Source organism: Microbaculum mangrovi (assembly GCF_051390635.1).
In the GTDB taxonomy this organism is placed as follows: domain Bacteria; phylum Pseudomonadota; class Alphaproteobacteria; order Rhizobiales; family Tepidamorphaceae; genus Microbaculum.
On the sequence record NZ_JBPODT010000003.1, the window covers coordinates 389399 to 402539 of the forward strand.

General features: G+C 65.1%; 12 protein-coding genes. 10 read left to right on the top strand and 2 right to left on the bottom strand.

What is annotated here, in order from left to right; genetic code table 11:
• Positions 1 to 35: 35 nt before the first annotated feature.
• From ACSF9G_RS14610 to ACSF9G_RS14645, 8 genes are all read left to right on the top strand, one after another.
• Entirely contained in the window at positions 36 to 698 is a 663-nt protein-coding gene (locus ACSF9G_RS14610) for a TRAP transporter small permease subunit (RefSeq protein WP_436642815.1), read from the top strand.
• The gene (locus tag ACSF9G_RS14615) at positions 695 to 2050 is read left to right on the top strand and encodes a TRAP transporter large permease (RefSeq protein WP_436642816.1); all 1356 of its coding nucleotides are present in this window, start codon (positions 695 to 697) and stop codon (positions 2048 to 2050) included. Before ACSF9G_RS14610 ends, ACSF9G_RS14615 begins: the two co-directional genes overlap by 4 nt.
• Positions 2040 to 3410 carry an amidase gene (locus ACSF9G_RS14620; RefSeq protein ID WP_436642817.1) on the top strand — a complete coding sequence of 457 codons (1371 nt, stop codon included), beginning with the start codon at positions 2040 to 2042 and terminating at the stop codon, positions 3408 to 3410. Before ACSF9G_RS14615 ends, ACSF9G_RS14620 begins: the two co-directional genes overlap by 11 nt.
• Positions 3411 to 3436: 26 nt before the next feature.
• Positions 3437 to 3595 carry a hypothetical protein gene (locus ACSF9G_RS14625; RefSeq protein WP_436642818.1) on the top strand — a complete coding sequence of 53 codons (159 nt, stop codon included), beginning with the start codon at positions 3437 to 3439 and terminating at the stop codon, positions 3593 to 3595.
• A gap of 254 nt (positions 3596 to 3849) precedes the next feature.
• On the top strand, positions 3850 to 4878 hold the full coding sequence (locus ACSF9G_RS14630; protein WP_436642819.1) for a TRAP transporter substrate-binding protein: 1029 nt from the start codon (positions 3850 to 3852) through the stop codon (positions 4876 to 4878).
• A gap of 70 nt (positions 4879 to 4948) precedes the next feature.
• Positions 4949 to 5962 carry a TRAP transporter small permease subunit gene (locus tag ACSF9G_RS14635; protein WP_436642820.1) on the top strand — a complete coding sequence of 338 codons (1014 nt, stop codon included), beginning with the start codon at positions 4949 to 4951 and terminating at the stop codon, positions 5960 to 5962.
• Positions 5963 to 5973: 11 nt separating this feature from the next.
• Entirely contained in the window at positions 5974 to 7356 is a 1383-nt protein-coding gene (locus ACSF9G_RS14640) for a TRAP transporter large permease (RefSeq protein ID WP_436642821.1), read from the top strand.
• 91 nt (positions 7357 to 7447) lie between these two features.
• Positions 7448 to 8761, top strand: coding sequence for a DUF3422 family protein (locus ACSF9G_RS14645; protein WP_436642822.1), 1314 nt, complete (start codon positions 7448 to 7450; stop codon positions 8759 to 8761).
• 40 nt (positions 8762 to 8801) lie between these two features.
• Here the strand turns inward: ACSF9G_RS14645 and ACSF9G_RS14650 are convergent, their stop codons facing one another.
• Together ACSF9G_RS14650 and ACSF9G_RS14655 are read right to left on the bottom strand one after the other, a co-directional pair.
• Entirely contained in the window at positions 8802 to 9230 is a 429-nt protein-coding gene (locus ACSF9G_RS14650) for a c-type cytochrome (protein ID WP_436642823.1), read from the bottom strand.
• Between the two features lie 152 nt (positions 9231 to 9382).
• Positions 9383 to 10336, bottom strand: coding sequence for a LysR family transcriptional regulator (locus ACSF9G_RS14655; RefSeq protein WP_436642824.1), 954 nt, complete (start codon positions 10334 to 10336; stop codon positions 9383 to 9385).
• A gap of 142 nt (positions 10337 to 10478) precedes the next feature.
• On the opposite strand from ACSF9G_RS14655, the gene ACSF9G_RS14660 reads away from it, so the two are divergent.
• Together ACSF9G_RS14660 and glcE are read left to right on the top strand one after the other, a co-directional pair.
• Positions 10479 to 11942 carry an FAD-linked oxidase C-terminal domain-containing protein gene (locus ACSF9G_RS14660; protein ID WP_436642825.1) on the top strand — a complete coding sequence of 488 codons (1464 nt, stop codon included), beginning with the start codon at positions 10479 to 10481 and terminating at the stop codon, positions 11940 to 11942.
• 8 nt (positions 11943 to 11950) lie between these two features.
• Entirely contained in the window at positions 11951 to 13138 is a 1188-nt protein-coding gene (gene glcE / locus ACSF9G_RS14665) for a glycolate oxidase subunit GlcE (protein WP_436642826.1), read from the top strand.
• The last annotated feature ends 3 nt before the right edge of the window (positions 13139 to 13141 follow it).

Below are 13141 nucleotides of genomic sequence, written 5' to 3' on the forward strand. Positions count from 1 at the left end.
GCGCCGCCCCTTCGGCCGCGCGGCCAGGGGCATAGATGGAACGCTTCATTTTCTTCATTGACAAGTTCACGGCCTGGTTCGGCAAGGCGTTCGCCTGGCTGATCCTCGTCATGACGTTCGGCGTCGGTTACGAGGTTTTCGTGCGCTACGTGCTGCGCGATCCCACGCCCTGGGCCTTCGACGTCAGCTACATGGGCTACGGCGCGCTGTTCATGATGGCCGGTGCCTACGCGCTGTCGCGCGATAGCCATGTGCGCGGCGACTTCCTCTACCGCCTGTGGAAGCCGCAGACCCAGGCCAAGGTCGAACTCGTTCTGTATTTGATTTTCTTCTTCCCGGCCGTGCTTGCCCTGATCTTCTCGGGATGGCGCTATGCCAGCCGCTCCTGGCGCTACCTGGAGGTCAGCGTCATGAGCCCGGCGAACATCCCGGTCTTCCAGTTCAAGACCATCATCATCGCCGCGGGTCTGCTTCTGTTCATCCAGGGGCTCGCCCAGGTATGTCGCTGCATTCTGTGCATGCGCACCGGCGTCTGGCCCAAGCATCTCGAGGACGTCGAGGAGCTGGAGCAGGTTCTCTTGCGCGAATACGAACGCAACGAACTGCGCCACTATTCCGAAGCCGTCGACGTCGTCACCCCACGTGAAAACGACGCGGACGCCGACAACAGAACCCGAACCGACGGTGACCGGCCATGACTGACCCGCAAGTCGCCGTTTTCATGCTGGGCGCTTTCATCTTCGTGATTCTGCTCGGCTACCCGATCGCGTTCACGCTGATGGGCATGGGCCTGGGCTTTGGCTACTACGCCTATTACGACCCGGAACGGATGCGGACGATCTTCGACAACCGCGTCTTCGACCTGTTCGTCAATCAGACCTATTCGGTCATGTCGAACGACGTTCTGACGGCGGTGCCGCTGTTCCTGTTCATGGGCTACATCGTCGAACGCGCGAATATCGTCGACCGATTATTCCAGACCCTCAATATCGCCGCCCGCCGCCTGCCGGGCTCGATGGCGATCGCCGCGCTGGTGACGTGCTCCCTGTTCGCAACGGCCACCGGTATCGTCGGCGCGGTTGTCACGCTGATGGGCCTGCTGGCGTTTCCGGCGATGCTGAAGGCCCGCTACGACACCAGCTTCGCCTCGGGCGTCATCTGCGCCGGCGGCTGTCTCGGCATCCTGATCCCGCCCTCGATCATGCTGATCGTCTACGCGGCGACGTCCGGCGTGTCGATCGTCAAGCTCTATGCCGGCGCGCTGTTCCCGGGGTTCATGCTGGCCGGTCTGTATCTCCTCTACGTGATGGGCCGCGCGGCCTTCAATCCGAAGATCGCGCCGAAACCAACCGAGGATGAAATCGGCGATGTCTCGGCGGGGCAGGTCGTGATCATGCTGCTGACTTCGTTCTTTCCGCTCGCCTTTCTGATCCTGTCGGTGCTCGGGGCTATCCTGTTCGGGCTGGCGACGCCGTCGGAAGCCGCATCCATCGGCGCCCTCGGCGGCCTTGTCCTGGCCATCGCCTACCGGGCGCTCACCTGGCAGCGATTGCGCGAGGCGGTCTATCTAACCGTGCGGACGTCGGCCATGGTGTGCTGGCTGTTCGTCGGGTCGTGGACCTTCTCCTCGGTGTTCTCGTATCTCGGCGGCGAGCAGCTGATCAGCGAATTCGTGCTCGGCCTCGACCTGTCGCCGATCACGTTCCTGATTATCGCCCAGCTGATCATCTTTCTGCTCGGCTGGCCGCTCGAGTGGAGCGAGATCATCATCATCTTCGTGCCGATCTTCCTGCCGCTGCTGCCGCACTTCGGCATCGATCCGTTGATGTTCGGCATCCTGATCGCGCTCAACCTGCAGACCTCGTTCCTGACACCACCGATGGCGATGGCGGCTTACTACCTGAAAGGCATAGCCCCGCCACACGTGCGTCTGACGCAGATCTTCGCCGGCGTGATGCCGTACCTGGTGATGATCTTCACCGCGATGGCGCTGCTGTACATATTCCCGGAAATCGCCCTCTGGCTTCCGGAGCAGGTCTATGGCCGTTAGCGGGGCGCGGGCGATGAACGAGATGCCGGGAACCGGATTGGCTGACCTTGGGATTGTCGAGCTCGCGGGCCTCGTGGCCGCCGGCACGGTCAAGGCGGAGGAGGTCACGCAAGCCTGCCTTGCCCGCATCGCCAATCGCGAGCCGGAGGTCTGCGCCTGGGCCCACCTCGACGCGGACTATGCCCTGGCGCAGGCGCGGGCCCTGGACGCGCACCGGGCCAGCGGGCGGCCGCTCGGTCCCCTGCACGGCGTGCCCATCGGCATCAAGGACATCATCGATGTGCGCGGCCTGCCGTGCGAACGGGGCACGGTTCTCGATCAGGGGCGCCGCCCCGGCGACGATGCCGCGGTGGTGGCCCGGTTGCGCGCCGCCGGAGCCGTGATCCTGGGCAAGACGGTCACAACCGAGCTCGCGGTCTATGCCCCCGGCAAGACGCGCAATCCCCACGACCCCGCCCGCACGCCGGGCGGCTCGTCGTCCGGCTCAGCGGCCGCCGTCGCCGCCGGCATGGTGCCCGGTGCGCTCGGTACCCAGACCAACGGCTCGGTGATCCGCCCGGCGTCCTTCTGCGGCGTCTACGGCTTCAAGCCGAGCCACGATCTCGTCTCGCGCCGCGGCGTGCTGACCGAGTCGCCGGTTTTCGATTCCCTCGGCACCATGGCCCGATCGATCGAGGACGCCGCGCTGCTTGCCGATGTCATCGCCGGATACGATCCCGCCGACCCGTGGATGCGGACGACCGGGTCGCCGAAGCTCCACGAGACCGCGACGACCGAGCCGCCGGTGCGCCCGACCCTCGCCTTCGTGCGCACGCCGGTGTGGGACCGGACCGACGAAGACACCCGCGCCGGCTTCGCCGAACTCTGCGACGCGTTGGGCGATTCGATCGACGAGGTTGCGCTGCCCGAGCCTTTCGACCGGGCGATCGAGCTGCATCGCACCGTCATGAATGCCGACATCGCCCGCCATTTCGCCCGGTACTACGATACCGGCCACGATCGATTGAGCGCGCGCCTTCGCGAGATCATCGAGGATGGGAGGGGCGTTCTCGCGGTCGACTACATTCTCGCGAAGGAATGGATCGACATCCTGAACGCCGCGCTCGACCAGATCTTCGATCGCTACGACGCGATCGTGACACCGGCAGCCCCGGGCGAGGCGCCCGGGCTGGCGTCGACCGGCGACCCCGCGTTCTGCACGATCTGGACCTATTGCCAGGTGCCTGCGGTCACCGTGCCGCTGATGGTCGGCGATGACGGTCTGCCGATCGGCGTTCAGCTCGTCGGTCGTCGCGGGCAGGACGGACGGCTGTTGCGCACCGCGCGCTGGCTGGTGGGGGAGCTGGCGACACATGCGTGATGCGACGAAGATGGGAGTGCCGGACAATGTGGACTGACAGGCTCTTCGCTTCCCTGGCGCTGATCTCGCTTGTGGCATTCCTGGGCGTGCTCGTCGTCTACGTGAAGCGCATCGATCTCGCCGTCGTGGTGGGGATCGTTATTATTCTGGCGGCCTACGATTTTTATCGCGAGCTGACGGCCTGAGTTCGCGGCGATACGGCCGAGGAATCGAGGCTGAACCGGCCGGCTGCGCCGCCGCCCGCGACGCATGTGCCCAAAATTTCGGCAAGTAAACGGCGTTCCGAAACGCTTTGCCACCAATGGATGACTAGTCTCCGCTCGTGTGTTCGGTCTATTTTTAGTCGGCGAAGGCGAAATACGCCGTATGTTTGCGGAGCGACGCAAAACTCGGAACGCAGAATCCGGGGGCGTCGTTCAACAGGGAGGGACTTCAACAGATGAAGAAACTACTCGCCGTATCGGCTCTGGCTCTTGGTGTTGGCTTTGCGGGCGCTGCGAAAGCCGAGCAGTGGAATTTGCAGTCGACCTATCCGGGCTCGCTGACCCAGCTTGGAACGCTCGGCAAGCACATTGCGGAGCAACTGAAGGCGGTCACCGATGGTGATATCGAGCTCGTCTTCCAGGAACCAGGCGCTCTGGTTCCCGCTCTTGAGGTGTTCGACGCGGTTGCGTCGGGTGCCGTCGAAGCCGGCTGGTCCACGCCGGGCTACTGGGCCGGCAAGGTGCCATCCCTGCAGCTCTTCGCGGCGGTGCCGTTCGGACCGCAGGCCGGCGAATACATCGCCTGGATGAAGTTCGGCGGCGGCAAGGAGCTGTTCGACGAGATCTACGAGAAGTACGGCATCCACTCGGTCACTTGCGGCGTCATCGCGCCCGAGGCGTCCGGCTGGTTCAAGAACGAGATCAAGTCGGTTGACGATCTCAAGGGCCTGAAGATGCGCTTCTTCGGCCTCGGCGCCAAGGTCATGGAGAAGATGGGCGTTTCGACCCAGCTTCTGGCCGGCGGCGACATCTTCCCGGCGCTCGAGCTGGGCACGATCGACGCCACCGAATTCTCCATGCCGGCGATCGACCTGAACCTCGGCTTCTACCAGGTCGCCAAGCACTACTACTTCCCGGGCTGGCATCAGCAGGCGACGCTGTTCGACCTGATGATCAACCTCGACCTGTGGGAGAGCCTGTCCGACACCCAGAAGGTACAGATCGAGACCGTGTGCGATGCCGCCATCGCCTATGGCCTGGCCGAGGGCGAGGCGATCCAGTTCAAGGCGCTTCAGGAACTTGAGAAGAACGGCGTGCAGATTCACCGCTGGCCGCCGGAGGTCCTGGACCAGCTGAAGGCTGCGTGGGACGAGGTCGTGGCCGAGCAGGTTGCCGCGGATGCCGACTTCGCCCGCGTCTGGGAATCGCTGGCGACGTTCCGCGAGAACTACAAGAAGTGGAAGGACCTCGGTTACCTCGACTGAGCCGTATTAGAAGAACCTGATGCACGGTCCGGCGCGTCCGGGCCGTGCACTTACGGACGGTTTCGGTTCGATGGGCACCCTGAGCGCTTTAGTGGCCGTGATCTCGGCCTTCGCCGTCGTGATGGCGCCGTTCGGTCTTCACTGGATCGCGCTTGTCATCGGTTTTTTCGCCCTTTTCGTTGCCGCCGTGAAGGTAACCCGGCCGGGCTACTTCCTCACCGCAGCGACACTGATGGCGGTTTCCGTCCCCGTTGACGATGCCTTCGAGATGTCGCGTGCGGACTTGCGGCTGATTACCAAGGCGGCGGAGGACGGTGACGCGTTTTCTTCAGCGGTCCTGTCCATTCACGAAGTCACGACGAACGTATCCGGCCCGCTCGTGGTGGCCACCCTGGTGCTTGTTGCGATCGCCATCTGGATCGCCGCGCGCCGGGCCAGCCCCGACGGCTGGTCGTTCTATCTGCGTGAGAGCGACGCGCTTGGCGAGATGACCGTCCGGATCGGCAAGGCCGCGTCGTTCCTCTACGTGCCGATGATCTTCATCATCGTCTACGACGTCAGCCAGCGCAAAATGCTCGAGTTCTGGCCGACCTTCGCCGAGACCGGCTGGTATCACACCTTTACCTCGACCAAGCTGCAGGAAGCCGAATGGCATCTGCACGCGGTCCTGTTCCTGCTGTGCTTCGGCTATGCCTACATCAAGGACGCGCATGTGCGCATCGAGCTCGTCCGCGACAAGCTCGCCCCGCGCACCCGCGTCTGGATCGAGCTCCTGGGCTGCATCTTCTTCCTCGTCGCCTATTGCTACGTGGTCATCCGCTTCGGCTACGACTTCGCCCAGAATTCGTTCAAGCTCCTAGAGCAGTCGTCGGCCCAGACCGGGCTGCCGCTGCGCTTCATCATCAAGTCGTTCCTGCCGCTCGGCTTCCTGATCCTCGGGCTCGCCGGCGTCGCGGTCGCTGTGAAGTGCGTCGTCTATCTGTTCGGACCGGAGGCCCTGCGGTCCGCGTCCGGCTACTACGCGGGAACCCATCACGCGGATATCCCCGAAGACGCCGTTGAACCGATAGCCGCGGAACGCTGAGGGCGGGAACTATGGACATATTCATCGAGTTCCTGCCGCTCTGGATGTTCTTCGTCCTGGCGCTGCTGTTGTTCACCGGATATCCGGTGGCGTTCGTGCTTGGCGGTGTCGGGCTGGCCTTTGCCCTGATCGGTGACCTTGCCGGCGTCTTCCGTCTCCAGCAGCTCTCCCTGATACCGCTGCGGATCTACGGCGGCACCATGGAGAGCCCGGTCCTCGTGGCCATCCCGATGTTCATCTTCATGGGGACGATGCTTGAGAAGTCCGGCGTCGCCAAGGACCTACTGCACGCATTGCAGGTGCTGTTGCGCCGCGTTCCCGGCGGCCTGGCCCTGTCAGTCACGCTGATGGGCACCATCATGGCCGCGACCACAGGCATCATCGGCGCCTCGGTGGTGATGATGACGCTGTTGGCGCTGCCCGTCATGCTGGAGCGGCAGTACCATCTGCCGCTCGCAACGGGCACCATCGCCGCGTCCGGAACCCTCGGCATCCTCATCCCGCCATCGATCATGCTCGTGATCATGGCCGACCTGCTGTCGGTTCCCGTCGGCACGGTGTTCATCGGGGCCATCATTCCCGGATTGCTGCTTTCGCTGCTCTACGCGGTCTACATCTGGACCTTGTGCCACGTTAAGCCGCAGCTCGCACCGCCGCTGCCGGACGATATCGGCCCGGCCGACCGCGGCGAGTTCTGGGTGATGATCCTGCGCAGCTTCGTTCCGCCCGTGTTACTGATCGTGCTGGTGCTCGGCTCGATTTTCGCCGGTTTTGCCACGCCGACCGAAGCCGCCGGCGTCGGTGCGGGCGGCTCGATACTGCTTGCCGTTTTCAATCGGACCTTGACCTGGAATGTCTTCGTGGAGGTTTGCCAGCGATCGGCGCTGACCGGCGGCATGCTGTTCGGCATCTTCGTCGGCGCGACCTGCTTTTCCTTCGTCTTCCGCACGCTCGGCGGCGAGCATCTGATCATCGAGTTCATCCAGGCCACCGGCGTCGGCCCGTGGAGCATCCTGTCCGTGCTGATGCTGATGATCTTCCTGCTCGGCTTCTTCTTCGACTGGATCGAGATCACGCTGATCGTGCTGCCGGTGTTCGCGCCGATCGTTGGCCTGCTCGATTTCGGCGGTCATGTCGGCGATTGGGAGGGGGTCACCCAGGCGAACGTTATCTGGTTCCTGGTCCTTGCGGCGGTGAACCTGCAGACGTCGTTCCTGACACCGCCGTTCGGTTTCGCGCTGTTCTATATGAAGGGCGTGGCCCCGCCCGAGGTGACGATCCAGCACATCTATCGCGGCATCATTCCCTTCGTCGCGCTGCAGGTCATCGGCCTGCTCCTGTGCATGGCCTTCCCGGCGCTGGTGCTCTGGCTGCCGAGCTACCTGCTGCAATAGCCCCTCAAAAAGGCTTGCCTCGCCGAGCCGCTCGTTTAGGGTCGCCGCCGATTTTTCGTCACCCGACGGCGACCGCACATGGACGACGCACATGGACGACACTGCGCAACAGAACGGCTCGCAGCAGCCAACGAAGGCCCAGGCGCTGTTTGAAATCCATCCTTTGCGCGATGCGCTGGTGGGGGAGGTGCATGCACGCCCCTTCCGGCCGCTCGATACGCCGCGCGTACTCCATCACATGGCCTTCCTGTCGGACGTGGAAGCGACCGAGGAGCTCGAAGCGCTTGGCCGCTTCTGCACGGCGCACGGCGCCCTGCCGCCGGGCCCCGGCGCGCGGCACCATGTAGTCACCCTCGGTGGCGCCGAGCTGCGCTGGGAACGGCACACCGAATTCACCACCATGACGCTGGCCGTCGCCCCGCCGCCCAACGATGCTTTCGCCGCCCCGAACATCGCCTCCCTGTCCGCCTTCCTGCCGAAACCGCCCGGGCCTCTGATCGCCGCGACCCGTCTGGCGCTGGCGCCACTGGAAGACGACCTGCCGGATCTCGGCATATTCGATTCCTCGAGCCTGTGCGTAGCGCGCGCCGATAGCGGTGGCGCCGTCGTCGCCACCGATTTCAGGCCCGATCCGTCCGGCTTCACGCGCATCCTGGTCGCGAACGCGCGGCTGACGCCGGCGCGCGCCGGCGCGCTGGTGCAGCGTCTGCTGGAGATCGAGACCTATCGCACCCTCGCCATTCTCGGCCTTCCCGAAGCCCAGCGCATCGGCCCGATCGTCGACCGCATCGAGAACGAACTCGCCGCCCTTACGCTGCGCATGAAGGATGAGGTCGGTCTGCAGCTCTCCCGCGACCTGCTCGAAAAGCTGGTGGGGCTCGCGGCCGAGGTGGAATCCGAAGCGGCCGGGGCGACCTACCGCTTCGGTGCGACGCGCGCCTACTGGGAACTGGTGACGCAGCGGTTCGTTTCTATCCGCGAGGAGCGCATTCCCGGATACGGGTCGATCGAAGGATTTCTATCCCGGCGCATGAAGCCGGCGCTGCGCACCTGCGACAGTGTCGAACGGCGGCTTACTGATCTGTCGCAGAAGCTCGCACGGACATCCAACCTGTTGCGAACCCGCGTCGACATCGAGCTGGAAAGCCAGAACCGCGATCTGCTGCAGTCGATGAACCGCCGCGCCCGCCTGCAGCTGCGCCTGCAGCGGACCGTCGAGGGCCTGTCGGTTGCCGCCGTCAGCTACTATATCGTCGGCCTGATAGGCTACCTCGCTAAGGGCGGCGAGAAGGTGCTCGGTATCGCCTTCGATCCGTCGTTGGCGACCGCGGCAGCCGTGCCTGTCGCGGTGCTCCTCGTCTGGCTCCTCGTGCGCCGTATCCGCGGCGGTCACATCGACGAGTGAGGCTGGCGAGTAAAGCAGGCGAGCGAGCCGGCGGGCGGTCCTATTTCAGGATTTTCGTTTCGGCGGGGCCGTCGAACTTGAGCGTCTTCAGAAAAGCGATCAGGTCCTCGCGGGCGACGTCATCGTGCAAGCCGGCATAGGCCATGCGCGTGCCGCGCACGTAGTTGCGCGGATTGGCGAGGTAGGCATCGAGCGTCGCTTCGGTCCACACCAGGCCGTCGGCGCCCTTTTCCTTCATGGCCCGCGAATAGACGAAGCCGTCGCGGCTCGCCGCACGTCGTCCGATGATATTGTTGAGCACGGGGCCGACGTCGTTTCTCGCCCCGTTGCCGATCTGGTGACAGGCCGCGCAGGTATGAAACAGGTCCTGGCCCTTGCCGGCATTGCCGCCGGCGTGAGCGAGGTTGCCGCTGATACCACTGCCGATAACCAGTGAAAATACAGCGAAAATTGCCAGTCGAATGATCATTTCCCGAATCACTATCAGCTTTGCGCACTATATTGGCGACTAACCTAATCGTAGGGTAGAGGGGATGGCCAGCCAATGCGAGGCGCTCGCACCCGCGTCGGCGAAACACCGTGAATCGTTGCGAAAGATAGCGAAGACCATGGCCGCGCGCGTCAGGCCGCCGCCTCGCGGTCGGGCCCCGCCTTGGGATCGAGGAACGTCAGGTCCAGTCCCTCGTCCCAGTAGGGCTCCGGCCCGAACAGCTCGGCCAGGAAATCGATGAACACCCTGACCCGCGCGGGCAAGAAGCGACGGCTGGGATAGACCGCGTAGACGGCGACGCGCCGCGACTCCCGGAAGTCCGGCAGGATGATCTTCAGTTCGCCGCGCTGCAGCGCCGGACCGACGTCCCAGGTCGATCGCAGCGCGATGCCGAGGCCGGCGATCACCGTTTCGCGCACCACTTCGCTCGAATTGGTTTGCAGGTTCCCTGATACGCGAACCGAAGTCGGCCCGTCCGGTCCTTCGAGCTGCCAAAGGTCCTGGTGGGTGGCGAACACGCAATTGTGGCGGACCAGCTCCGCCAAAGTCTCGGGTTCGCCCTCGCGTTCGAGATAGGCCGGCGAGGCGCAGATCACGCGGTGGTTCGGCGCGAGCCTGCGTGCGATCAGACTCGAGTTCTCGAGCGCCGCGATACGCACCGCCAGATCGTAACCCTCGCCGACGATGTCGACGAAGCTGTCCGACAGCATCAGGCTCAGCGTCAGGTCGGGATAGAGTTCGGCGAATCTGCCGAGGTTGGGCGCGAGATGCATGCGCCCGAACGACGTCGGGGCGGTTATTTTAAGCGTCCCCCGCGGCGCCGCGTTGCGTCGGGTGACGTAGGACTCGGCTTCCTCGATCGAGGCGAGGATGCCGATAACCCGCTCGTAGTAGCCCTGTCCGTCCTCGGTCAGGGCGATCTGTCGCGTCGTGCGCTGCAGCAGTCGGGCCCCGAGCCGTTCCTCCAGGCGCCGGACCCGCTTGGAGATGACCGCCGGCGAAAGCCCCATTTCGCGCCCTGCCGCCGACATGCTCCCAGCCGTCACAACCCTGGCAAAGATTTCCATATCCGTCAGGTCGGCCATGTCCTCCCCCAGTGTTATTTTCCCTCAGGGAAACAATTCTTGTAGACTTTTGTTCATGAGAGTAACGGATACGTTGGCAAACTGCATCAAGGAAAAAAACCGGCCGCCACTGGAACGAGGGGCCGGTTGAAGGAGAAACCCTATGTCTTCCCTGGCTTTACCGGCCGTCGACGCGGGCATTCTGGCCAAGCGCGCGCGCATAGTCGAGCGACTCGGGGAGGTCGTCGGTGCCCGTTGGGTGATCTCCGACGAGGACGAGTTACGCGCCTATGAGACCGATGCCCTGACGGCCTATCGGCAGATTCCGCTCGCCGTGGCGTTGCCCGCCACGACCGACGAGGTATCGCGGGTTCTCGCGGTCCTGAACGAGGAGGGCGTGAAGGTGATCGGCCGCGGTGCCGGCACGTCGCTGGCCGGCGGCGCCCTGCCGCTCGCCGATTCCGTGGTGGTCGGCGTCTCGCGCATGAGCCGGGTGCTCGACATCGACACCGCCAACCGCGCGATCAGGGTCGAGGCGGGCGTCACCAATCTCGCCGTGTCGGGCGCCGTCGATCATCTCGGGTTCTTCTACGCTCCGGATCCCTCGAGCCAGCTTGCCTGCACCATCGCCGGCAATGTGGCGATGAATTCGGGGGGCGCCCACTGCCTGAAATACGGTGTCACCACCAACAATGTGCTCGGTCTCACCGTTGTCCTGATGGACGGCACCGTGATCGAGCTCGGTGGCACGCATATGGACAGCCCCGGGTACGACCTGCTCGGGCTGATGACCGGCTCCGAAGGCCAGCTCGGCATCGTCACCGAGGCCGTGCTCCGCATCCTGCCCAAGGCGGAGGGCGCGCGCCCAGTGCTCCTCGGCTTCAATTCGAACACCGATGCCGGCACCTGCGTTTCCGATATCATCGGTCAGGGGATGCTGCCGGTCGCGATCGAGTTCATGGACAGGCCCGCGATCCGCATCTGCGAGGATTTCGCACACGCCGGCTATCCGCTCGACGTCGAGGCGATGCTGATCATCGAGGTCGAGGGCTCGGAAGAGGAAATCGTCGAGCAGCTCGCCAAGATCGTCGCCGTCGCCAGGGACAACGGCGCGGTGCATGTGCGCGAGGCGAAGACGCCGGCCGAGAGCGCCGCGATCTGGAAGGGCCGCAAGTCGGCCTTCGGCGCCATGGGCCGTATCTCCGACTACATGTGCATGGACGGCACGATCCCGACCGGGCGCCTGCCCGAAGTGCTGGTGAAGATCTCCGAGATCTGCGAAGGCTACGGCCTCGGCGTCGCCAACATTTTCCATGCCGGCGACGGCAACCTGCACCCCCTCGTTTTGTATGACGTCAACGATCCCGAGCAGCTCGAAAAGGCCGAAGCCTGCGGTGCCGACATCCTCGAGCTCTGCGTCGAGGTCGGCGGCTGCCTCACCGGCGAGCACGGCGTCGGCATCGAGAAAAGGGAATTGATGACAAGCCAGTTCAACGCGATCGACCTCGACCAGCAGATGCGCATCAAGACCATGCTCGACCCCCAATGGCTGCTCAATCCGGCCAAGGTGTTCCCGCTTGCCGGGCGGCCCGAACCGGTCCGGCTCAAGACGAACGAGGCAGCCTGAGCCCGGCTATGGCGCAGTACACACCTGATAGCGAAGCGGCGGTCGAGGAGATCGTCCGCGCGGCCCGGGCCAGGTCCGAGCCATTGGAAATCGCCGGCGGTGGCGGCAAGCTGGCGCTTGGCAGGCCCGTACAGGCCGCCGCCACCCTGTCGCTCGGCAAGCTCGCCGGCATCACGCTCTACGAGCCGAGCGAGCTGGTGATCGCGGCAAGAGCCGGCACGCCGCTCGCCGAAATCGAGGCGAGACTGAAGCAGCAGGGCCAGCGATTGCCCTTCGACCCGCCGCGTCTGCACCGGCTCTACGGTGGCGACCCCGACAAGGCATCCATCGGCGCGGTCGTGGCGTGCAACCTGTCCGGTCCGCGCCGCGTCCATGCCGGGGCGGCCCGCGACTCGTTGATCGGCGTGCGGTTCGTCAACGGCGCTGGCGAGACGGTGAAGTCGGGCGGCCGCGTGATGAAGAACGTCACCGGCCTGGACCTGGTCAAGCTCATGAGCGGTGCCTTCGGCACGCTGGGCGTCCTCACCGAAGTGACGTTCAAGGCGCTGCCCGCGCCGGAGACCGAGGCGACGCTGGTCTTCGAGGGACTGGAAGACCATCAGGCTGTCGCCTGCCTTTCGGCCGGGCTGGGCAGCCCGTGGGAAGTCACCGGCGCGGCGCATCTGCCCGCCGTCGCCGGCGCGCCGGCGCGCACGCTCCTGCGTCTGGAGGGCTTCGAGACCCAGATGGCCTATCGTGGCAAGGCGCTCGGCGATGCACTCGCCGGCTTCGGCGGCTGCGAGATCCTGCGCGGGGCCGACAGCGCGGCGCGCTGGGCCGCGATCGGCGAGCTGGAACCGCTCGCCGCGCATGACGACGAGGCCGTCTGGAAGATCTCGACCACCCCGGACAAGGCCCCGGAGGTTGCCGCCGCGATCCGCGACGCGACCGGTGCGCGCCTGTATTACGACTGGGGCGGCGGCCTGATCTGGGGCGCCGTGCCGGCCGAGGGCGATGCGGGCGGCTCTGCGATCCGCGCGGCCCTGTCGGATGCCGGCGGTCATGCCACGTGCATGCGTGCGCCCGGCGAGATCCGCGCCGCGATAGCCGTCTTCGAGCCGCGGCCCGAACCGGTCATGGCGTTGACGCGGAAGCTGAAAGAAACCTTCGATCCCGACCGGGTGCTCAATCCCGGTCGTATGTACGCGGGCGTGTGAGCC